Annotated in this window: 14 protein-coding genes; 2 read left to right on the top strand and 12 right to left on the bottom strand. The window is 63.5% G+C overall.

Translation table 11 applies throughout. The features are described from left to right. Nucleotides 1-108: 108 nt before the first annotated feature. Together QN085_RS20380 and QN085_RS20375 are read right to left on the bottom strand one after the other, a co-directional pair. On the bottom strand, nt 109-1,728 hold the full coding sequence (locus QN085_RS20380) for an FMN-binding glutamate synthase family protein (RefSeq protein ID WP_015271581.1): 1,620 nt from the start codon (nt 1,726-1,728) through the stop codon (nt 109-111). A gap of 245 nt (nt 1,729-1,973) precedes the next feature. Then, a complete protein-coding gene (locus QN085_RS20375; protein ID WP_285688128.1) occupies nt 1,974-6,242 on the bottom strand; it encodes a DEAD/DEAH box helicase in 4,269 nt (1,422 codons plus the stop codon). A gap of 232 nt (nt 6,243-6,474) precedes the next feature. Between QN085_RS20375 and QN085_RS20370 the strand changes: the two genes are divergently transcribed. Further along, nucleotides 6,475-6,888 carry an NUDIX hydrolase gene (locus tag QN085_RS20370; protein WP_013973975.1) on the top strand — a complete coding sequence of 138 codons (414 nt, stop codon included), beginning with the start codon at nt 6,475-6,477 and terminating at the stop codon, nt 6,886-6,888. Here the strand turns inward: QN085_RS20370 and metR are convergent. After that, entirely contained in the window at nt 6,872-7,789 is a 918-nt protein-coding gene (gene metR, locus QN085_RS20365) for a transcriptional regulator MetR (protein WP_003258025.1), read from the bottom strand. The two genes, QN085_RS20370 and metR, sit on opposite strands and share 17 nt — an antisense overlap. Before the next feature lie 196 nt (nt 7,790-7,985). Between metR and QN085_RS20360 the strand changes: the two genes are divergently transcribed. Further along, a complete protein-coding gene (locus tag QN085_RS20360; RefSeq protein WP_041505632.1) occupies nt 7,986-8,981 on the top strand; it encodes an alpha/beta fold hydrolase in 996 nt (331 codons plus the stop codon). 158 nt (nt 8,982-9,139) lie between these two features. Here QN085_RS20360 and QN085_RS20355 read toward each other — a convergent pair whose 3' ends face one another. The 9 genes from QN085_RS20355 to glpD form a co-directional block, all read right to left on the bottom strand. Further along, on the bottom strand, nt 9,140-9,475 hold the full coding sequence (locus QN085_RS20355; RefSeq protein ID WP_013973973.1) for a GlpM family protein: 336 nt from the start codon (nt 9,473-9,475) through the stop codon (nt 9,140-9,142). Between the two features lie 25 nt (nt 9,476-9,500). After that, nucleotides 9,501-10,778, bottom strand: a complete 1,278-nt coding sequence (gene aauR, locus QN085_RS20350; protein WP_230396981.1) for a two-component response regulator AauR — start codon at nt 10,776-10,778, stop codon at nt 9,501-9,503. A gap of 47 nt (nt 10,779-10,825) precedes the next feature. Further along, complete coding sequence (gene aauS / locus QN085_RS20345) at nt 10,826-12,730, bottom strand: two-component sensor histidine kinase AauS (protein WP_015271576.1); 1,905 nt, start codon at nt 12,728-12,730, stop codon at nt 10,826-10,828. A 72-nt stretch (nt 12,731-12,802) separates the two neighbouring features. Continuing rightward, a complete protein-coding gene (locus QN085_RS20340; RefSeq protein ID WP_003258023.1) occupies nt 12,803-13,537 on the bottom strand; it encodes an amino acid ABC transporter ATP-binding protein in 735 nt (244 codons plus the stop codon). Further along, nucleotides 13,534-14,205, bottom strand: coding sequence for an amino acid ABC transporter permease (locus QN085_RS20335; RefSeq protein ID WP_013973970.1), 672 nt, complete (start codon nt 14,203-14,205; stop codon nt 13,534-13,536). The genes QN085_RS20340 and QN085_RS20335 overlap by 4 nt, the downstream gene beginning before the upstream one ends. Further along, a complete protein-coding gene (locus QN085_RS20330; protein ID WP_015271574.1) occupies nt 14,206-14,952 on the bottom strand; it encodes an amino acid ABC transporter permease in 747 nt (248 codons plus the stop codon). It abuts the gene before it with no gap. A gap of 141 nt (nt 14,953-15,093) precedes the next feature. Next, nucleotides 15,094-16,011: a glutamate/aspartate ABC transporter substrate-binding protein gene (locus QN085_RS20325; protein WP_013973968.1), complete on the bottom strand. Its 918-nt coding sequence runs from the start codon at nt 16,009-16,011 to the stop codon at nt 15,094-15,096. Nucleotides 16,012-16,333: 322 nt separating this feature from the next. After that, a complete protein-coding gene (locus QN085_RS20320) occupies nt 16,334-20,482 on the bottom strand; it encodes an NEL-type E3 ubiquitin ligase domain-containing protein (RefSeq protein WP_047595780.1) in 4,149 nt (1,382 codons plus the stop codon). Nucleotides 20,483-20,616: 134 nt separating this feature from the next. After that, complete coding sequence (gene glpD / locus QN085_RS20315) at nt 20,617-22,149, bottom strand: glycerol-3-phosphate dehydrogenase (protein WP_023660762.1); 1,533 nt, start codon at nt 22,147-22,149, stop codon at nt 20,617-20,619. Nucleotides 22,150-22,310 lie beyond the last annotated feature (161 nt).

Raw genomic sequence — 22,310 nt, 5'->3', positions numbered from 1 at the left:
GCCGCCTTGCGGCCCTTTCGCGACACAAGGCCGCTCCCACAAGAGATCGCGTACTCCTGTGGGAGCGGCCTTGTGTCGCGATGGGCTGCGTAGCAGCCCCAGGTTCAATCAGGCCGCCACTTCACTGTTCGGTTCGAAGCTGTCCGCCCGCGCCAATTGCCACATGCGCGAATAGAACTGCCCGTTCACCTCGCCAGTCAGCAGTTCACCCGGCTTCAAGAACACATGCATCTGCGAGAACAGTTTGATCTCGGTGGCCGAGATGCGCCGTACCAGGTGCTTGGCTTCCAGCTGCGCCGGGTGCTCCAGGCCCGCTGCCGCAAGCATTTCGGCCAGGGCACGCAAGGTATTGTGGTGGAAGTTCAACACCCGCTGGGCTTTGTCCGGCACCACCAGCGCACGCTGGCGCAGAGGGTCTTGCGTGGCCACACCGGTCGGGCACTTGTTGGTGTGGCAGCTCTGCGACTGAATGCAGCCGATGGCGAACATGAAGCCGCGCGCCGAGTTGGCCCAATCAGCGCCAATGGCCAGCACGCTGGCAATGTCGAACGCGCTGACGATCTTGCCGCTGGCGCCCAGCTTGATCTTGTCGCGCAGGTTCAGGCCAACCAGGGTGTTGTGCACGAACAGCAACCCTTCGCGCAGCGGTACGCCAATGTGGTCGGTGAACTCCACCGGCGCCGCGCCGGTGCCGCCTTCCTTGCCGTCGACGACGATGAAGTCGGGCAGGATGCCGGTTTCCAGCATGGCCTTGGCTATGCCCATGAACTCCCACGGGTGGCCCAGGCAGAACTTGAAACCTACCGGTTTGCCGCCAGACAGCTCACGCAGCTGGGCAATGAACTGCATCATCTCGATTGGGGTGGAGAAGGCACTGTGGCGCGACGGCGATATGCAGTCTTCGCCCATCAGCACACCACGGGTTTCGGCGATTTCCCGGGTCACCTTGTGCTTGGGCAGGATGCCGCCATGGCCGGGCTTGGCGCCTTGGCTCATCTTGATTTCGATCATCCGCACCTGCGGGCTGCGTGCCTGGGCGGCAAAGCGTTCGGGGTCGAAGCGCCCGTCTGGCGTGCGGCACCCGAAGTAGCCGCTGCCCAGTTCCCAGACCAGGTCGCCGCCATGCTCGCGGTGATAGGGGCTGATGCTGCCTTCGCCGGTGTCATGGTGGAAGTTGCCCAGCTTGGCGCCCTGGTTGAGGGCGCGGATGGCGTTGGCGCTGAGCGAGCCAAAGCTCATCGCCGATATGTTGAAGATCGACGCTGAGTATGGCTGGCTGCATTGCGGCCCGCCGACGATGACCCGGAAGCTTGCCGGGTCGGCCAATGGCGCCGGGCGCATGGAGTGGCCGATGAATTCGAAGCCGGACTCGTACACGTCGATCAGGGTGCCGAAGGGTTTGTCCGAGGCTTCGTTCTTCGCCCTTGCGTAAACCAGCGAGCGCTGGGCGCGGGAGAACGGCAGGGCGTCGCTGTCCGCCTCCAGCAGGTACTGGCGAATTTCCGGGCGAATGGCCTCGACCAGATAGCGGATGTTGCCCAGGATCGGGTAGTTGCGGCGTACTGCGTGGCGTTGCTGCAACAGGTCGAACAGACCGATGAGGCTGAGGATTCCGGTGCTCAGGGTGAACGGCCACAACCATTCGTGGTGGGTGAACGGAAGGCTTGCCAGGGTGAACAGCACACAGGCGGCGAAGAAGGCATAGCGACTGAGAAGTGACAGGCTCATACAGGGTCCTTGCGATGGCGCGGTCAGGCTCAGGGCCTGGGGCAAACCCCGACCATAGCCAAGTTGCTCGGCTGTGCAAATTAAAATCGGGGTAGCGAAAATCATTCTCGCCAAACCTTGTGTTGGCTGTACTGGCCCTATCGCCGGCAAGCCGGCTCCCACAGGGATAGCGCATCGCTCAAGGGCGATGCGGTTTAGGTGGGAGCTGGCTTGCCGGCGATAGAGCCAGTACAGCAAAAAAGCATTCAGATGGTGTCGCGCAGCAGCTTCTGCCGCCAGCTTTCCTGCTCTTGTGCCGGCGCTTCAACCAGATATGAATAGTGCCCGGCCACCCGCACCGCCACCGGCACCCCGTCGCGGTACAACAGGCGGTTGCCGCTCACCGCCGGCACTTTCGCCCCCGGCAGCAACGACCCGACCAGGTTCAGTGGGTCACTGGCACTCACCACCACCAATGCCCCGTCCAATTCACGCCGCCGCACCTGCCGCAGCAGCCCCACCGCCTCCGGCAAGGCGAACTGTTCGCCGGCCAGCCCGGAAATGAAGCGCCCGCCACGAATCTCGCCACGCGCTTCCAGCCGGTGATAGCAGCGCAGCAGTTCGCGCCAGGGCGGCAGCACATCGCTTTCGCGCTCCAGCAGGCGCCAGCACACCACGCCATAGCGCCGAAGCAGGGCCCGGGCGATGTGCTCCAGGCGCTGGCTGTCGTCTACAGTGCCCCTGCGCAGCAAGGCCCAGCGCCCGGCATGGGACATGCTGCTGGACAGCGGCGGATGGCCGCGTCGGCTGTTGCGCGATGTGCGTTTCGCCGCCGGGGTGATCAGGCTGCGCAGGCCGGTGAAGCTGTCGGCCCCCACCAGGCCTGCGCCTACCAGCTCTTGCAAGGCCGTCTCCAGTTCGCTGGGTAGTAGGTGGGCGTCGTGTGCCAGCTCGTCGAAGAACAGCGCGCCATGCGCGTTCAGCACCTCGTGGACGCGTTGCGCTCGTGCGCCGAGGCTATCCAGGGCGGGTACGGGGGCAAGGCTGCGCCACAACCCAAGATGCTCGCGCGGCAGCAGCACCAGCGGTGTGCTCGACAAGGTGTTGCTCGACACGGTCGCCGCCAGCCGGCTCCAGGCGAACTGCCCGCTACGGCAGGCATCGTCGAGCCAGTTCGGGCTGTAGTCCTTGATACGTGCTGGCAGCAGTTCGGCCTCCCATGCTCCGGCGGCACTCGGGAATCCTTGTAACTGGCCTAGTACCTCGGCCACGGCTTGCGGGCCGCGCAGGCACGTGTCGTTGGCCAGGTGCTGCCAGTCGAACAGAAAGCGCATGAAGTCCTGCAGGCTGACCGGCTCGATCTCCCGGCGCAGGCGTTTGACCGTGTAGCGGTGGATGCGCGCAAGCAGATGGCGTTCGCACCATTGCAGTTCGCTTGCGCCGGGGCTGAAATGCCCACGCAGCACATAGCCTTCGGCCTCCAGGCAGGTCAGGGCCTGTTCGATGGCCGGCAGCGGTTTGCCAAGTGCTGCCGCAATCTGCGCGCGGGTCAGCGGGCCATGGCCGCTCAGGCGGGCTCGCAACAGTTCGACCAGCGCAATGTCCGGCTCGATGGCCTGATCGAAGCCTGGCAGTACCTGCAACGCAGGTTCCAGCCGGGAGCCGGGATACAGCACCTGCAGCAGACTCAACCGCTCGCGTGCCAGCCACAGTTTTTCATCCACCAGGCGCAAGGCCCGGCCGGCCTTGGCCAATTGTCTGAGCAGCAGTTCCCAACCGGCATTGCCCTGCACTTCGTCCTGGCTGATGGCACCCAGGCCCATCAACGCTTCATGCATTTCGTCGGCGTTGCCCGGCTGCGGCCAGGCCTCGGCCGTCACGGCGGCAATCGCATCGGCGTCCAGCGCGCCCAGGTCGTCGCCGTTCTGCACCTCGTTCCAGCGCCGGTTGAGCACTGCCTGCGTGCGACGCTCTTCCAGTGGCGCGTCATCCAGGAAGGCATATGGCCGAGCATTGAGGATGGCCGCCGCCAACGGCGAAGGGGCGGGTAGATCGCGGCACAGCAGGCGTACCGTGCCGCTTTCCATGCGCCGCAAAAGTGCTAGCCAGCCTTCGCTGTCCATCGCCTCGTGCAGGCAGTCGTCGAGGGTTTGCTCGACCAGCGGATGATCGGGAATCTGCCGCTCGCCGACGATGTTCTCCAGGCAGGCGATCTGGTCGGGGAACACGGCAGCAATCAGGTCTTCACTCTTCATCCGCTGGATCTGTGGCGCCACCTTGCGACCGCCGACAAAGCGCGGCAAGGCCATGGTCACGCTGGCGTTCCAGCGCCAGCGCACGCCGAACAGCGGCGCATCGAGCAGTGCCTGGACAAGGATCGACTCGGCGTTGCGGCTATTCAGGTAACGCCACACGTCGTCCAGTTCGAAGCTGTGGCTGGAGGACAGCGACAGCACGATGGCGTCCTCGCTGGCCGCCGCCTGCAACTCGAAGTTGAAGGTGCGGCAGAAGCGCTTGCGCAGGGCCAGGCCCCAGGCGCGGTTGATGCGGCTGCCGTAGGGCGAATGGATGATCAACTGGGTACCGCCGGACTCATCGAAGAAGCGCTCCATCACCAGCGTGTCCTGCGAGGGCAGGGCACCAAGCACTTCGCGGGTGCGGGCCAGGTAGTCGAGCAACTGGCCAGCGGCGGCTTCGCCCAGTTCGAAGGTGGCCTGCAACCATGCCAGCACCTCGGCTTGGTTGTTGTCAGCCAGCTGTTGGTCGATCTGTGCCTGCAGCCGGGCCACCGCGGCAGACAGCTCATCGCTGCGCCCCGGCGCCTCGCCCAGCCAGAATGGAATGGTCGGTGGCAGGCCATGGGCATCCTCCACCCGCACCCGGCCCGGGTCGACGCGCAGGATGCGATAGGAAGCATTGCCCAGCTGGAAGATATCGCCGGCGATGCTTTCCACCGCAAAGTCTTCGTTGACGCTGCCGATGTTCAGCGCCTGCGGTTCGAGCAGCACGGCGTAGTCGGCGTTGTCGGGGATGGTGCCGCCGCTGGTCAGGGCGGTCAGCTGGCTGCCGCGGCGGCCACGCAGGGTGCCGCTCACCGCATCGCGGTGCAGGTAGGCACTGCGCACGCCCTGGCGGCCGTTATAGCCCTCGGCGAGCATGCGCAGCAGGGCCTGGTAATGTTGCTGGTCGAGTTCGGCATAGGGCGTGGCCTGGCGCAGGCAGTCGAACAGGGCTTGTTCGTGCCAGGGCTGGTTGCTGGCTTCGGCGACGATCTGCTGGGCCAGCACGTCCAGCGGCGCCCGGGGAATGTGCAGCTCGTCCAGCTCGCCCCGGCGTATGCAGTCGAGCAGGGCCACGCATTCGATCAGGTCATCACGCGAGGTCGGGAACAAGCGGCCCTTGGGCACGCCATCGACCTGGTGGCCGGCGCGGCCGACCCGCTGCAGAAAGGCCGCTATCGAACCTGGTGAAGCGATCTGGCAGACCAGATCGATGTCGCCGATATCGATGCCCAGCTCCAGCGATGCGGTGGCCACCAGCACCTGCAACTGGCCATTCTTAAGGCGTTGTTCGGCATCCAGGCGTAGTTCCTTGGCTAGGCTGCCGTGGTGCGCGGCAACCGCCTCCTTGCCCAGGCGGTCGCTGAGGTGGCGGGTGATGCGTTCGGCCAGCCGTCGGGTGTTGACGAACACCAGGGTGGTGCGGTGTTCGCGCGCCAGGGTGGCCAGGCGGTCATAGACCAGGCCCCAGACATCGGTGGCCATCACTGCACCCAGCGGCACTGGCGGCACCTCGATGGCCAGGTCGCGCTGTCGAGCGTGGCCGACATCGACGATTGCGCAGGGGCGGCTGTTGCCGACCAGAAATTGCGCCACCCGCTCTACCGGGCGTTGCGTGGCCGACAGGCCGATGCGCCGCAACGGCCGGTTGCACAGGGCCTGCAGGCGCTCCAGGGTCAGTGCCAGGTGGGCGCCGCGCTTGTTGCCGGCCAGGGCATGGATTTCGTCGATGATCACGGTGTGCACGCTGGCCAGGCCTTTACGGCCAGAAGCCGAGCCCATCAGCACGTAGAGCGATTCGGGGGTGGTCACCAGGATGTGCGGCGCCAGCTTGCGCATGGCGGCACGCTCCTTCTGCGGGGTGTCGCCGCTGCGCACGGCCGTGGTGATGCGCGGGGCGTTCAGGCCCTGGTCCGCGATGGCCTGGCTGATGCCTTCGAGCGGGGCTTGCAGGTTCAGGCGGATATCGTTGGACAGCGCCTTGAGTGGCGAAACGTAGACCACCTGGGTTTGCGCTGGTAGCTCGCCTTGGTGCTCCAGGCCTTGGCGGAACAGTTCGTCGAGCACGGCCAGGAACGCACTGAGGGTCTTGCCCGAGCCGGTCGGTGCGGCTAGCAGCATCGACTTGCCCGCATGGGTCAACGGCCAGGCCTGGGCCTGGGCATCGGTCACCGTGGCGAAGTGGCGACGGAACCAGGTGCGCACGGCGGGGTGGAACAGCTCGAGCACCGGGTGGTGTTTGGCGGGCAGGTTCATGTGTTGGTTATGGAGGGTGTAGGGCGGGTTGGCAAGGGGCCGTTCGTCTGCCGGATCGGCTATGACCTTCGCGGGTAAACCCGCTCCCACAGGTACTGCGCCGCTCTCTGACCTTGTGGTGCACCTGTGGGAGCGGGTTTACCCGCGAAGAGGCCGGCACAGGAAACACTGGCCTTGTCAGGCCAGGAACCCCATGGGATCCTCCCCGGCCATTGTTTCAGGTGAGCCCCCCATGCCCAACACCATCCGCATCGCCGCGGCCCTGCTGATCGATCCCCAAGGCCGAACCCTGCTGGTACGCAAACGCGGCACCCAGGCTTTCATGCAGCCCGGCGGCAAGATCGATGCTGGCGAAACACCCGTGCAGGCGCTGGTGCGAGAGCTGCATGAGGAACTGGGCCTGCACATCGACCCGGCCCAGGCCGTGCACCTGGGCCAGTTCAGCGCCCCGGCCGCCAACGAGCCGGGCTTCGAGGTACAGGCCGAACTGTTCCGTGTCGACAGCGCCGCAGCCGTGCTGCCGGCCGCGGAGATCGAGGAGGTGGTGTGGCTGGCCGCAGACCAGGTACCCGCCATGCAGCTTGCACCCCTGACCCGCGACCTGATCCTGCCGCTATACCGCCAGGCCGTCAGCGCACCGCGCTGACGCCATCGAGGGTGGCGAACGAGGTGTCCTTGGCCGTGAGCAAGAAGTCGCGCATGTATGGCGCATCGAGCATGTCGGTGCGCACGGCGGCATAAAGCGTGGCGAACAGGCCTTTTTCACCCAGGCGCTTGCCCTTCACATACCCGCGCGAACTGTACTCGTGCAGCGCCCAGTGCGGCATGCCGCACACGCCACGGCCGCTGGCCACAAGTTGCATCATCATCACCGTCAGCTCCGATGTGCGCACGGCAGCGGGCTCGATGTCGGCCGGCTCCAGGAAGCGGGTGAAGATGTCCAGGCGGTCGCGCTCCACCGGGTAGGTGATCAGGGTCTGGTCAAGCAGGTCCTGCGGCACGATGTAGGGCTTGCTGGCCAACGGATGCTGGTTGGCCACCGCCAGCATCGCCTCGTAGGTGAACAGCGGCACGTAGGTGATGCCCGCCAGGTCCAGCGGGTCGGAGGTCACCACCAGGTCGAGGTCGCCGCGGGCCAGGGCCGGCAGTGGGGCGAAGGCAAAGCCGGAGGCCAGGTCCAGCTCCACCTCCGGCCAGGCGTCACGGAACTGGTCGATGGTCGGCATCAGCCACTGGAAGCAGCTGTGGCATTCGATGGCCATGTGCAGGCGCCCGGCGGTGCCGCCGGCCAGGCGCGCGATGTCACGTTCGGCGCCGCGCAGCAGCGGCAGGGTGGCATCGGCCAGTTGCAGCAGGCGCAACCCGGCGCTGGTGAAGCGGATCGGCTTGGTCTTGCGCACGAACAGCGGCAGGCCCAAGCGCTCTTCCAGCTCCTTGAACTGGTGCGACAGCGCCGACTGGGTCAGGTGCAGGCGCTCGGCGGCCTCCACCAGGCTGTCGGCCTCGCGCAGGGCATGAAGGGTTTTCAGGTGACGGATCTCCAGCACAGCTGACTCCGGTGTGTGGACTTGAGGAAACAGGGAATGAGTTGAGTTTCCCTCATGTTGCCGCGCCTGTCGACTGGGCGTACCGCCGCACCGCCTGGCGGGAGTCATCAAACTGTCACTGAACTGTGGCAGCGCGCCCGAACAGAATTCATCAGACTCGCGCTCTACTGGGGATCTGCATTCTGGTGTTTCTTTCATGCAGGCTTTTTGGCTTTTTCTTTTCTTTGTATTCGGCGTACCTGCAAGTTTCGCTGAACAGCGTTGTGACGCCCACGTGCCGGTGCAGCGGGCCGAGCTGGGCGCGGTCAGCCTTGTCTACCAGAGCGTCGGTGCGCCACGCGACCCGGCTTTGCTGCTGGTGATGGGCCTTGGCGGGCAGCTGATCCACTGGCCGGACGACGTGGTCGAAGCGTTGTGCCGCCAGGGCTTTCGGGTGATCCGCTATGACAACCGCGATGTCGGCCTGTCACGCTGGAACCAGTTGCCACCGACGGCCAACCTGACGGTCGAACTGCTGCGCTACAAGCTGGGCCTGTCGGTGGCTGCGCCCTATACGCTGACCGACATGGCGGACGATGGCCTGCGCTTGATGGATGCGTTGGGCGTGCGCCAGTTTCATGTGCTGGGGGTGAGCATGGGCGGCATGATTGCCCAGCACCTGGCTGCCATGGCGCCCGAGCGCGTGCGCAGCCTGACGCTGGTCATGTCCAGTTCAGGGGCGGCGGGGTTGCCGGCGCCGGATCCGGCGCTGGTGCAGTTGCTGGCCCGGCGCAGCGCGCCGAACCGCGAAGTGGCCATCGAGCAGCAGGCTGATCTGCTGGCGGCGCTGGGTAGCCCCGAGGTGCGTGACGACCGTGCGGCCTTGCTGCAGCAAGCGGCCGTGGCCTACGACCGGGCGTTCAACCCTGAAGGGGCCAAGCGCCAGATCATGGCGATACTGGCCGAGCCGAGCAGGGTCGAGTTGCTTAACCAGTTGCGGGTGCCGACCCTGGTAGTGCATGGCACGGCCGACCCGTTGCTGCCGGTGATGCATGGCGTGCACCTGGCGGCGCATATCCAGGGCAGCCAGCTGCGCTTGATACCGGGGTTGGCGCACCGCTTCCAGGAGCCGTTCAAGGCGCCGTTGCTGGGGGCGGTGTTGCCCTACCTGCAGGCACATCGGCAGGATGTCACGCATATCGCAGGGCTGTGAATCGAGGTCTGGCGCGGTCCATTGTGGGAGCGGCCTTGCGTCGCGAAAGGGGCGCGTAGCGGCCCCAGGATTCAAGCCCCCCTACAAAAATGCCGGGGCCGCTTTGCGGCCCTTTCGCGACGCAAGGCCGCTCCCACAGGGTTGCGTGCGCCTTCAGGCTAGTGCATCCGCACCCACAAGGTCACCAGCACGGTCGCCGCCATCAGCCAGGCCACCGTGGCCAACGCCAGCGATGCCTCCAGGCGCATGCGGTCGACCAGTACATACAAGGTCGCCAGGTACACGAAGTACGGAATGATCGACCACATGCCGAACAGGATGGTGGTCTTCAGGTCGGCAATGCTGCGCCCCTTGCCGACAATGTAGTGGGCAATCAGGGCGAAGGTGGGGAACAGCGGCACCAGCCCGGCGATGTAGTAATTGCGTGTCTTCGAAAGCACCGCCAGCAGCACCACCACACCAGCACCCAGGGCAGCTTTGAATACCAGGTCCACGTTGTCTTTCCAGGTTGGGTTGAGGTCAGCCGAGGCCGTATTTCTTCACTTTGTCGAACAGCGTGGTCTTGGCCATGCCCAGCTCCTGGCTGGCCTGGCTCAGGTTGCCACCAGTACGTTGCAGGGCATCGCTGAGCAGGTTGCGCTCGAACGCTTCCACCGCCTCGGCAAAGCCCAAGCCTTGGCTGGCACCACCGCTGGGGCCTTTCTTGAACGCAGGCAGGCCGAGGGCATAGCGTTCGGCGACGTTGCGCAGTTCACGCACGTTGCCCGGCCAGTCGTGGGCCATCAGGCGCGACAAGGTCTGGCTGTCCAGCGTAGGTGTTTCACGGTCGAAGCGCAGGGCCGACTGCTGCAGGAAGTGTTCGAACAGCTGCAGGATATCTTCGCGGCGCTCGCGTAGCGGCGGCAGCTCCAGTGTCACCACGTTCAGCCGGTAATACAGGTCGCTGCGGAACTGGCCACTCTGGCCCATGGCATCCAGGTCAGACTTGGTGGCGGCGATCACCCGGCAGTCCACCGGAATGCTCTGGTTCGAGCCCAGCCGCTCCAGGGTGCGCTCCTGCAGCACACGCAACAGCTTGATCTGCAGGTTGATCGGCATGCTCTCCACTTCGTCGAGGAACAGCGTGCCGCCATTGGCATGTTCGATCTTGCCGATGCGGCGTTTGCCGGCACCGGTGAAGGCGTTGGCCTCGTGGCCGAAAATCTCGCTTTCGAACAGGTTTTCCGGCAGGCCGCCACAGTTCAGTGCCACGAACGGCTGGCCCTGACGACGGCTGAAGTCGTGCAGGCAGCGGGCGACCAGTTCCTTGCCGGTACCGGTTTCGCCTTCGATCAGCACGTTGGCCGAGGTATCGGCGACGTTGGCGATGAGCTCGCGCAGGTGCTCCATGGCCGGCGAACGGCCAATGATGCGCCCCTCCAGGCTGCTTTGCTCCGCCAACTGGCGGCGCAGGGCCACCACTTCGCGCGACAGCCCGCGCTGTTCGAGGGCGCGGCGCACCACGTCGACCAGGCGCTCCGGGGAGAAGGGTTTTTCCATGAAGTCGTAGGCGCCATTGCGCATGGCGCCCACCGCCATGTCGATATCGCCGTGGCCGGTGATCAGTACCACCGGCAGGCTGCGGTCGCGGGCCTTGAGGCGGTTGAGCAGCTCCAGGCCATCGATGCCCGGCAGGCGTATATCGCTGACGACGATGCCGGCGAAGTCGTCGCCGATGCGCTCCAGCGCCTGCTCGGCGCTGCCCACACCTTCACAGGCGATGTCTTCCAGGGCCAGCGCCTGTTGGCAGCCGAGCAGCACATGCGGGTCGTCTTCGACGATCAGGACGGTAAGAGGCGCTTGGTTCATGGGTGCTCTGCCGATTCGCTAGGGGGTGAGACCAGGGGCAGGGCCAGGACGAAGGCCGTACCGCCGCTGGCGGGATGCTCGACGTTGAGGCTGCCCTTGGCGGCGGCGGCAAGGCTCGCCGACAGGGTCAGGCCCAGGCCCAGGCCGTGTTCGCCCGGCTTGGTGGTGAAGAAAGGTTCGAACAGGTGCTTGCGCGCCTCGGCGTCGATGCCGTGGCCATTGTCGCGCACCTGCAAACGGTACTTGTCGCCCTGCAGCTCGCCTTCCAGCCACAGTTGCGGCAGCGGCTGGGCGGCCATGGCATCCAGGGCGTTGCCGATCAGGTTGACCAGGATCTGTTCCAGGCGGGTCTGGTCGATGGCCAGCTGCTGGTCCTCGAACTGATTGTGCAGCTGCAGGTGGCAGGCACTGATGCGGTTGGCCAGCACCTGCAAGGTAGCGTCCACTGCCTTGGCCAGCGAAGCCTGGCCGCTGTCGTCGCTGCGTCGGGCGAACGAGCGCAGGCTGGCGGTGATTCGGCCCATGCGGTCGATCAGGTCGTTCATGGTACGCAGGTTGGTGCTGGCGGTTTCCAGCGCCCCCCGTTCGAGGAAGCGCACGGTGTTGCCGGACAACGTGCGCAGCGCGGCCAGCGGTTGGTTCAGTTCGTGGGCAATGCTGGTGGACATCTGCCCGATGGCGGCCAGCTTGCCAGCCTGTACCAGTTCATCCTGGGCGTGACGCAGGGTCTGCTCGGCATGCCGGCGCTCGCGAATCTGGCCCTTCAGGCGTTCGTTGCTGGCACGCAGGTCGGCCGTGCGTTCGGTAATCCGTCGTTCCAGCTGGCTGTTGGCTTCCTGCAGGGCCTCGCGGGCTGCCAGGCGGGTGGCGATGACCTTGCGCCGTTCGTTCCAGGCGATGCCGAGGATCGCCAACAAGGCGAAGGCCACGCCCACCAGGATGCCCTGTACCATGGATTCGCGGCGCAGGTCCTGCAGCGGGGTCAGCAGGGTGAAATGCCAGGGCGTGTCGACCAGGCGCCGGGTCTGGGCCAGGTAGGCCATTTCGCGGGCCTTGCCCTGTGCGGTTTCGCTGTTGGCCGGGAAGGTCAGCTTTTCCACACCATCGGCCAGGGTCTCCCGTGCCAGGGGTTGCAGTTCGTTCAGCGGCCACCAGTAGTACTGCAGGCTGCGAGCCAGGCGCTCCTTGATCTGCGGGGTCAGCGGGCGTACCGACTTCAGGCGCCGGGCAGGGTCGCTGGAGAGGATGATGATGCCGTTCTCGTCGCTGACGAACGCCTCCAGGCGGGCACGCTGCCAGCGCTCCTCGAGGGTGTCCAGGCGCACTTTGATCACCGCCACGCCAATGATCTTGCCATGCTCCTCCAGGCCGTGGGCCAGGTAATAGCCGGCCTCGCCGGTTGTACTGCCGATACCGTAGAAACGCCCGGGTTCGCCGCGCACGGCAGTCTGGAAATAGGCCCGGAACGACAGGTCCTCGCCGAGGAACGAGTCGGCATCGCGCCAGTTGCTGGTAGCCTGGACACGGCCGTTGGTGTCGAGGACGAAGATGGCCCGGCTGCGGCTGCGCCGGTTCAGGCCTTCGAGGTATTCGTTGACGGTCTGCCGCGAGCCGCCGTCAGGGTCGGTGAGCAGATGCGAGACGCTGTCTTCCAGCTCCAGCAGGCTCGGCAGGTAGGTGTACTTGCTGATTTCGCTCTCGACCGTGCGCGCGTGCAGCTCCAGCTGGCGCTCGCCGTTTTCGCTGAGGGTGCGGATGCCGCTGCTCTCGCTGATCAGGTAGCCAGCCATTCCCAGGCCGACCATCAGCAGGATGATCAGTGGCGGTAACAGCAATTGGCGGAGCAGGCGGGATTTCACGGCAGGCTTGGCAGGGAGAAGAAGCGAAGGATCGCATTTCATCACAGTGGCCTTGTCACGACCAGCGCCTGCTGCCCGAAGGGCAGCGGCGCCGACCGCTTCAGTGAAGCAAAATCAGTGTTGCAGGATCTTGCTGAGGAAGTGCTGGGTACGTTCGTGGCGGGCACTCGGGTTGCCGAAGAAGTCTTCCTTCTGGCAATCCTCGATGATGTTGCCCTTGTCCATGAAGATCACGCGGTTGGCCACCTTGCGGGCAAAGCCCATTTCGTGGGTCACGCACATCATTGTCATGCCTTCGTGGGCCAGCTCGACCATCACGTCCAGTACTTCGTTGACCATTTCCGGGTCCAGGGCCGAGGTCGGTTCGTCGAACAGCATGACGATCGGGTCCATCGACAGGGCGCGGGCGATGGCCACGCGCTGCTGCTGGCCGCCGGACAGCTGGCCGGGGTGCTTCTTGGCGTGGGCACCGAGGCCGACGCGGTCGAGCAGGGCCAGGCCCTTCTTGGTCGCTTCTGCTTCGCTGCGGCCAAGCACCTTGCGCTGGGCGATGGTCAGGTTCTCGGTGATGGACAGGTGCGGGAACAGCTCGAAGTGCTGGAACACCATGCCAACGCGCGAACGCAGCTTGGGCAGGTTGGTCTTGGGGTCGGCGATCGAGGTGCCGTCGACCACGATGTCACCTTTCTGGAACGGCTCCAGGGCGTTGACGCACTTGATCAGGGTGGACTTGCCCGAGCCCGACGGGCCGCAGACCACCACCACTTCACCCTTCTTGACCTCGGTGCTGCAGTCGGTCAGTACCTGGAAGTCCCCGTACCACTTGTTTACGTTCTTGATGGAAATCATACGGCGATCCTTTTTTGCAGGCGCTTGACCAGCCACGAAGCGGAGAAGCTGATGAGGAAGTACACGACACCGGCGAAAATCAGGAACTCATGGGAGCGCCCGATGATGTCGCCGTTGGAGCGTGCCGAGTTGAGGAAGTCCACCAGGCCCACGGTGTAGACCAGCGAGGTGTCCTGGAACAGGATGATGCTCTGCTGCAAAAGCAGCGGCGTCATCTTGCGGAAGGCCTGGGGCAAGATGATCAGGCGCATGGTCTGGCCGTAGGTCATGCCCAGGGCCTGGGCGGCGCCCATCTGGCCTTTGGAGATCGACTGCACGCCGGCGCGGACGATTTCGCAGAAGTACGCGGCCTCGAACATCATGAATGCCACCACGCAGGAGGTGAAGGCACCTACCGGGGTGTCCTCGCCGGTAATCCAGCGCAGCACGAATGGTACCGCCAGGTAGAACCAGGTGATTACCAGCAGCAGCGGGATCGAGCGGAAGTAGTTGACGTAGGCGCCGGCCACGTTCGACAGCAGCTTGCTCGACGACAGGCGCATCAGGGCCAGGATGGTCCCCAGTACAATGCCGCCAACCACGCCCATTATCATCAGCTGCAGGGTCATGACCATGCCTTCCCAAAGGGCAGGCAGGGCCGGGATGATTTCGCTGAAATCCATGTCCATTTATTTGCCCCCTACGGAAATCAGGCCGGGCACCGAGACTTTCTTCTCGACCATGCGCATCAGCAGCATCAGGCCCATGTTCAGGGTGAAGTAGATCAGCGTGGCCAAGGTGAAGGCCTCGAACAGGTTCGCCGAGAACTCAGCGGTCTGCTTGGTTTGTGCCAGCAGTTCCATCAGGCCGATCAGCGACGCCACCGACGAGTTCTTGAACACGTTCAGGAATTCCGAGGTGAGCGGCGGAATGATGATCCGGTAGGCTTGTGGCAGCAGCACGTTGGTGTAGATCTGCGACAGGCTGAAGCCCATGGCGCGGGCGGCGGCTTCCTGGCCGCGGGGCAGCGCCTGGATGCCGGTACGCACCTGCTCGCACACGCGGGCGGCAGTGAACAGGCCCAGGCAGATGACCACGCTGATCAGCGCCGAAGTGGTCGGGTTGAGGTCCTGCTTGAACCATTCCTGCAGGCCTTCTGGCAGCAGGTCTGGCACTAGGAAGTACCAGATGAACAGCTGCACCAGCAGCGGTACGTTGCGGAACAGCTCCACATAGGCGGTGGCGATACCCGATACCAAACGGTTCGGCACGGTGCGCATGACACCGAGGACCGAGCCCAGCAGCAAGGCGATGACCCAGGCGGAGATGGCGATGGCGATGGTCCAGCCCAGGCCGGTGACGTACCAGTCCAGATAGGTTTCGCTGCCCACGCCGGTGGACTTGAAGAACACGCCCCAGTCCCAGTTGTAATTCATCGGGATTTCCCCTCAGACGGTTGTTTCACGGGCACCTTCCAACATCCGAGGGCATAAGCCCTCGGATGAAAGGTTAGACACTAACGGGTGGCCTGCAGGTTTAATTCGCGCTTTGCAGCGCAACAGGCCATGGGCTGGTGGTCAGGACTTTTTCTCGTCGGCAGCCTTGTCGGTTGGCTCGGCGATCAGTTTCTTCAGCTCGTCGCTCATCGGGAACTGCAGGTTCAGACCCTTCGGCGGGATTGGCTGTTGGAACCATTTGTCGTAGCTCTTGTTGACTTCGCCCGACTTGAAGTAGCCGACGATGGCGTCATCGACCGCTTTCTTGAAGGCCGCGTCATCCTTGCGCACCATGCAGCCGTAGATCTCGTAGGACTGCGGGGTACCGGTGATGACCCAGTCCGACGGTTTGCGAGCCTTGGCCATTTCGCCGGCGAGCAGGGCGTCGTCCATCATGAAGGCCACGGCGCGGCCGCTTTCGAGCATGTTGAAGGCTTCACCGTGGTCCTTGGCGGAAATCACGTTCATCTTCATCTGCTTGTCGGCGTTCATCGCCTTGAGGATGCGCTCGGAGGTGGTACCTGCGGTGGTTACCACGTTCTTGCCGGCCAGGTCCGGGAAGTCCTTGTATGCCGGCTGACCGTCCTTGACCTTGGTCAGCAGGCGGGTACCGACTTCGAAGATACCGACCGAGAAGCCGACCTGCTGCTGGCGCTCGACATTGTTGGTGGTGGAGCCGCACTCGAGGTCTACGGTGCCGTTCTGCACCAGCGGGATGCGGGTCTGGGAGGTGACGAGGTTGTAGCGGACCTTGATGTCCGTGCCCAGCTGCTTCTTCAGGGCGTCGACGACAGCCATCTGGATGTCATGCGAGTAGCCCACGGGCTCGGGCTTGCCGGCCAGGTAGGAAAACGGGATGGAGGAGTCGCGGTGGCCCAGGGTGATGGTGCCCGAATCCTTGATCTTCTTCAGGGTGCCGGTCAGTTCTTCGGCCATGGCCGGCGAAGCGATCACAGCGGCCGCGATGGCGGCGCCCAGCAATTGACGAACGATGCGCATCAAATTTTCCTCGACGTGTTTGTTTTTTTTATGGAGCCGTTGGCGGACTCTTCGTTCAACGAATACAGAAATAAACGATTGCATTCGGCTACCAAGTGTAGAGCATGAGTCGTGCCAAGCTCTGGCATTGATCATAACGCCTCGAATTCATTGGGAATCAACCTTTCGCACTCATCGTGTGATGGTAAGTTCCATTCGCCATACCGAATGAATGGCGGTTAATCGTTCGGAAATCCGAACGGATTTGCCAGCCCTGGATCGCAATGCACGAGCGATCAGGACCGCTGCCATGCAGCGCCTGATCGCAGTGCTGCCAGTATGGTCAATGGGGCATGAGCCGCTCTTTCGGCGTCTGGTTCCAGCGCGCCCAGGCCTCGGTAGTGAGGGTGCGTATCAGCACTGACTCCTCGGCGGCAAGTTCGCGCATCAAAACCCTGGCCTGGTCTTCATAGCCCGCTTCCTGGCCGGCCACGGCCCTTGCCTCGAGCGCTTCCATTCGCTCGTGATAAGGCCTTGCGGTCGCCTCGAAACGGTCAGCATAGGTTTCTCGCAGGTAGTTCTGCCAGTAAGGGCGGCCTGCAAGCGCGTCCAGCATCGACAAGGTACTGTAGCTTTGCAGTACTTCTATTTCTGCTGCGTTCAGATCCCGCGTTGTCACCTGGGCGAATGATGCGAAGTGCATCTCATCCGGTGGTGCTGGCAAGTCAAGTGGCCCCGTCAGCCGCAGGCGATAGAAAAGCCGAACTTCGATTTCATCTACTCTGCGTCCTGCTTCGCGCAGGGCCTGGATGTGCCGGTTGGCAATATCGTCTAGCAGGTCCAGGCGGTGCAGCTGGCCGCCCAGATACAGCAGGTGGCTCTCTCTCATTTCCGCTGGCACCCCTTCGATGCCCTGGAAGGCCAGCACGCCCACTTCCATCTGGTTGAGCAGCAGCAACAGGCGGTCCTCGCAGGTACGCGGCCCGTCGGCCTCGCGAAACAACTGCTCGCGTAACGCTTCATTGTTTTCGCAGGCTTCGAGGATGTGCCAGAGACGGCGTCGATAATGCCGCGGATGGGCCTCGAAGTCTTCGCTCTGGGCAAAGTCGGCCAGGAATCTGAACAGGCCTCCAGAGCCCGGCTCTTCGCTCAGGCGGTCCCAGGCTGCCTCCCGCTCTGCACGGAGGAGCTCGTTTCTGGACGCTACCCAGGTTGCACGGGTTTCTTCATCTATTGGCTCGTGGGCATACGACGCGCTGCCTCGGGCGCCTGTTTCGCTGGCACCCTGTGCTTCGTCCAGATACTCGATGCTGCCTTCGCTCAACGGATTGTCATGCAGGTTCAGCCTTTGCAGGCGCAGGCGCAAGCCGCGCATCTCGCGCTGCAACTCGCTGATTCTGTTGTCGCGCAAGTCGATATGGGCGCGTAGCGCTACGCTCTGGTGGACCAGGCCAATATCCGCCTGGCCCGTTGCTCGCAGGCGCAGGTCCCGCACATGTGGCAAGGCCGAGAGGTCGGGCATGCCGTTGAGGGGGTTGTAATTGAGTATCAGGGTATCCAGCCGCTGCAACTGAGCCAGGCGGCTGCTACCTGCTGCGTCCATCGCAATCAGGTTGTTGCTCAGGTTCAAGCGCCGTAGCTGGCTGAGGCCCTCGATGCCATCGGGAACCAATGTCAGCCGGTTGCCGCTCAGGTCCAGGTCCACGACGTTGGGGAACAGCCTTAGGAAGCGCGCATCGATCTGCTGCAGGCGCATGTTGCGTAACGTCAGCCGGCGCACGTGTCGGTATTCCACACCCTCCGGCAGGTCTGGCAAGGCATCGATGTGCTCGCCGTCTATGGTCAGTTCATATTGGTCGTTGCCGTCCACCAGTTTGCGCCGCCAACTGCGGCGAAGGGTATCGGCTACCCGGCGTCTGCGAATGGCGTCGATCGGAGATTGCCAACCGGCCTGCCAGACCCGAAGTGTTTCGCGTAGGTCGGCAAGCTGGCGTTGCAGCGTCTGGTAATGGTCCCACAAGCTCTCCCCGCGCTGGCGGACTGCTTCGAGGTAAGCGTCCAGTTGCAGTTCGGAGAGTGTGGGGAATATTTGATGGATCCCTCGGCGAATAGCGCTTTGGCTGCTTTCACCACCGCCGCTGAGTGTATAGGCCAGCCTGCCGTCGGCGAAACGCCGGGGCGGCCTGATAGTTGCGCGGATGCCGGGCAGGTCGAGCAGGCCAGCCGTTGAGTCGCGATCCTGTTCGGCTGCCATGGCCAGTTTGTCGCGCAGTTCCCTGAGCTGCAGGTTGCGGTTCCCCAACCGGGTTTTCTGCTCGTCGTCCAGGCATTGCAGGAGCGCTGCCAGCAAGGACTTGCCCTGGGTTTCTTCGCCAGCCAGGGCGTAGCCTTGCTCATTTTTGACAATGGTGCGTACCTTCTGCGCGGTCTCGCTCTGGCTGGCGAATATCTGTAATCCCTCCAGTCCGCCGTGGCGTAATTCGACCCGTACTGAGTCTGGCCACGGGGCTTCCCTCTCGATGAGGCGTAGGGCCAGTATTTCGCTATCGGTGTTGGCCAGGTTCTGTAGGCGCAAGCCGAGACAAGCCCGGTCGATACGGCTGGCATGTTCATACCATCGTGCATGTTGCGCCATGCTCAGTGGTATCCGCCCGGAAGCATGCAACTGTTCTATCTGGGCGCTACTGCCATGGTCGATGACTTCCTGGGCGCCCCTTGGCGATAGCCCCCGAAAGGCGCCGATCAGCTTGGCCTGGTCGATGGATAGCGGTGTTTGCCATGCCTGAAGTTTCTGCTCGAAGGCCAGCCCTTTCAGGGTAGGATCCTGCTGGTGCAGCTTGATCCGGTCGTGGATGTCTAGCAGCCGCGCGGGTGGTGGAGCGTTCTCCAGGCAAAGTCGGCGCAGCTGGTCCACGGACAGGCCTGTGACCTTCAGAAGCATCCGGCCATGGTCTGATAAAGTGTCGGCAAAGTGCTCCCCTTGCAGGCCTTCCAATAATATCGAGACATCTTCCTCGGCAGGCAGGTAGCGGAGGTTTCTGGCCAGCCTTACGCCGCGGCCGGGCAACACCGTTGGCGCAAGCCTGTCGACAAAAGGTATTCGTCCCAGCGTATGCAGCGCACCTGCAGTCAGGCCTGTGGTCGCCAGGCCTTGGGCTACGTTGAACAAGTGGTCCAGTGCACCTTGGCGATCACCTAACTGCCAGTCCTGGTAGCCTTCGTAGACTTCATCGAGCAATTGCGCCGCGCTGACGACCAGCAGCAGGTCTCCCAATACCGGTACGACCAGAGCTGCCAGCCCCAGCAGGTCCAATCCGGCGCTGAGCATGCCCTGCAAGCGCTGATGTCTGCTCAGGCGGTCTTCGACGTCCGTGGGCACAGCCAGGTAGGCTGCATCATCGAACATTCGTCCGAGCAAAAGCGCTCGTACATGTGCGAACACATCCCCCTCTATTGGCAGGTTTCGCCCGTCGAGCTGCGGTTTCTTTGCTCCAGGCGACGCTACCAGCCGTTGTGCAAGTTCCTTGTCGAAAGCGCTTGTGTCCCGCGCCTTGATGAAACGCTTGAAAAACCTGCGGAATGGTTGCTGTTTGAGGCGAGTGGCCAGGTCGCTGTACACATCGTTCCAACTGTCGTAAAAGCACAGGCTTTGCCCGGGGGCATCGGGTATCCAGACGATGATCTCGTCGATGTCGGCAGCCAAGGCAGGGCGCCACTCGAGAGTGATGACCCCCGTCACGCACTTGCCGAGCAGATAGAGTTGGCGAGGTGTCAGGGTGCCTTTGCCATAGGTTGCGAGCGCAGGGGTTTCCAGCATCGACCGCAGCCGAAGCAAATCCCGCTCATCCAGTTGCCGCTTGAACCTGGCTTCGTAAACCGCTGCTTGCATGCGCGTTCGTACGCCGGTTTCAAACAGGTGCCTTATTGTCGTGCGCGCCTGATCGCCCGGCTGGCCACGCCCAGCGTTGGGTTCGAGCACTGTCTTGAGCAGCACCTGATACTTGCCGCCCAGATCCAGCGAGCGGCACAGGCGAACGAATTGCTCGAAGGTCATGGCCAGCTTTTCGCCTTTCTCGTTTTCCAGATGCGCTTTACGCAACAGCCACGGTTCAGCTTCGTGTGCTTCGAAGTTATGCAGGGCGGCAGCCAGCAGGGTTTGTCGTGTGCTATGGATTACGGTCGGCTTGTAGAAATGCTCTGCGGCCGAAGGTAGTTGGAACTCTTCGCTCACGACCACGTGACCCCGTCGTGCGTCGATATGCCCCACTCTCTGCTCACGCAGCGCGCGTTCGAGCAGGGGCAGGGCGAAGTCTTCGAGGCGAGGGATTCTTTCGAGTAGATGGCGAAGCCTGTCCGCTGCCTGTTGTTGTGCACCCAAGGCCTTGCCGTAGGCTTGCAGGTGCGTTGTGTCGGCGCCGGTCAACCAGTCTGGCAGTTGCTGGGCGATCAGGGCGTCGACTGAATAGGACGGGTTGTATTCGGTGGGTGGCATGTGATGTTCTCCGGGGTTTGAAAGACCCCAGAGCATCACGCCGATAATGTGGTTTGGCGGTAGTTACTGCTGCGCCGAATGGCACGCTTGACAGCCAGGCGCTTGCGCCTGGCGCGTGTGGGCGGGCCAGGGAGTCACGCTGCCTGGGTGCGCGCCTGCTGCTCTCGTTGCAGGTAGTCTGCAAGCACCTGTTGTTCGCCCGCGCTGGTGAACAGGCCCAGCTTGGTGCGGCGCCAGAGAATGTCTTCAGCGCTGCAGGCCCATTCGTTGCTGGCGAGGTAGTCGACCTCTCGAGCGAACAACCCACCACCAATTGCCTGGCCCAGGTCTTCCGGCCCTTGCACGCCCTCCAGCAACTGCCATACACGGCTGCCATAGGTCAGCACCCAGCGCTTGGCGATATCGACCGGCAACCAGCCACAGCGCGCCAGCACCGCATCTACCAGAGCCTGCACCGTGGTCATTTGCTCACCACCAGGTAGCGGCGCGCCAGCGGTCCAGCTGCCGCGCATCTGTGGGAAGTGCGGCTTGAGCTCGGCCATCGCCGATTCGGCCAGTTTGCGGTAGGTGGTCAGCTTGCCACCGAATACCGACAGCAACGGCGCTTGCCCTTCACTGGCGGACAGCGCCAGGGTGTAGTCGCGAGTGACCGCGGACGGATTGTCCGATTCGTCGTTGCACAGTGGGCGCACGCCGGAATAGGTGTGCACGATGTCGCTGCGGCTGATCTGATGGTTGAAATGGGCGTTGACCACTTTGAGCAGATAATCGGTTTCCTGCTCGGTGATCGCGACTTTGGCTGGGTCGCCGCTGTATTCGCGATCGGTGGTGCCGATCAGCGTGAAACGCTCCAGGTACGGGATGCAGAAGACGATACGCTGGTCCTCGTTCTGCAGGATGTAGGCATGTTCGCCTTCGTACATGCGCGGCACGATGATGTGGCTGCCCTGGATCAGGCGGATGCCGTAGGGGGCATCGAGCTTGAGGTCGTCCTTGATGAAGCTGGCCACCCACGGCCCGGCGGCATTGACCAGGGCACGGGCGCGAATGGTCTGCAGGCGGCCGTCAGCGTGCTGCAACTCCACTTGCCACAGGCCATCCACACGCTCCGCGCGCAGGCAGCGGGTGCGGGTATGGATATGGGCACCTTTTTCCCGTGCGGCCATCGCATTCAGCACTACCAGGCGGGCATCGTCCACCGCGCAGTCGGCGTATTCGAAACCACGGCTGATTGCAGGCTTGAGCGGGTATCCCGGGCCGAAGCGCAGGCTGCGCGAAGCACCCAGGCGCTTGCGCTTGCCCAGGTGATCGTAGAGGAACAGGCCGGCGCGAATCATCCAGGCAGGGCGCAAGTGCGGGCGGTGCGGCAGCACGAAGCGCATCGGCTTGACGATGTGCGGGGCTTTGGCCAGCAGCACTTCGCGCTCGGCCAGTGCTTCACGCACCAGGCGGAACTCGTAGTGCTCCAGGTAGCGCAGGCCGCCGTGGATCAGTTTGCTGCTGGCCGACGAGGTGTGCTGGGCCAGGTCGTCCTTTTCGCAGAGGAATACCTTGAGGCCACGCCCGGCGGCGTCGGCAGCGATGCCCACGCCATTGATGCCGCCGCCGATTACGGCGAGGTCATAGCAGTCGGCGACTGGGGGCTGGGACGAAACGGGCTGGGACACGGGCAAGGCCTCCTGGTGCTGTTTACATCGAATATGAACATTTATGTTCGTTTTCGAAAATACTAGCGCAACAGAAAGCTGGTCGCCAGTCAGTCTTTATAGAAAAAACTGATCAGATGACAATGAAATGAACATTTACGAAAGTTTTGGATGATCGGTTT

The sequence above is a fragment of the Pseudomonas sp. M2(2023) genome (assembly GCF_030263955.1).
Taxonomy (GTDB): domain Bacteria; phylum Pseudomonadota; class Gammaproteobacteria; order Pseudomonadales; family Pseudomonadaceae; genus Aquipseudomonas; species Aquipseudomonas asiatica.
Note: the sequence above shows the minus strand (reverse complement) of the source record. Positions and strands in the feature narration are given on the sequence as shown.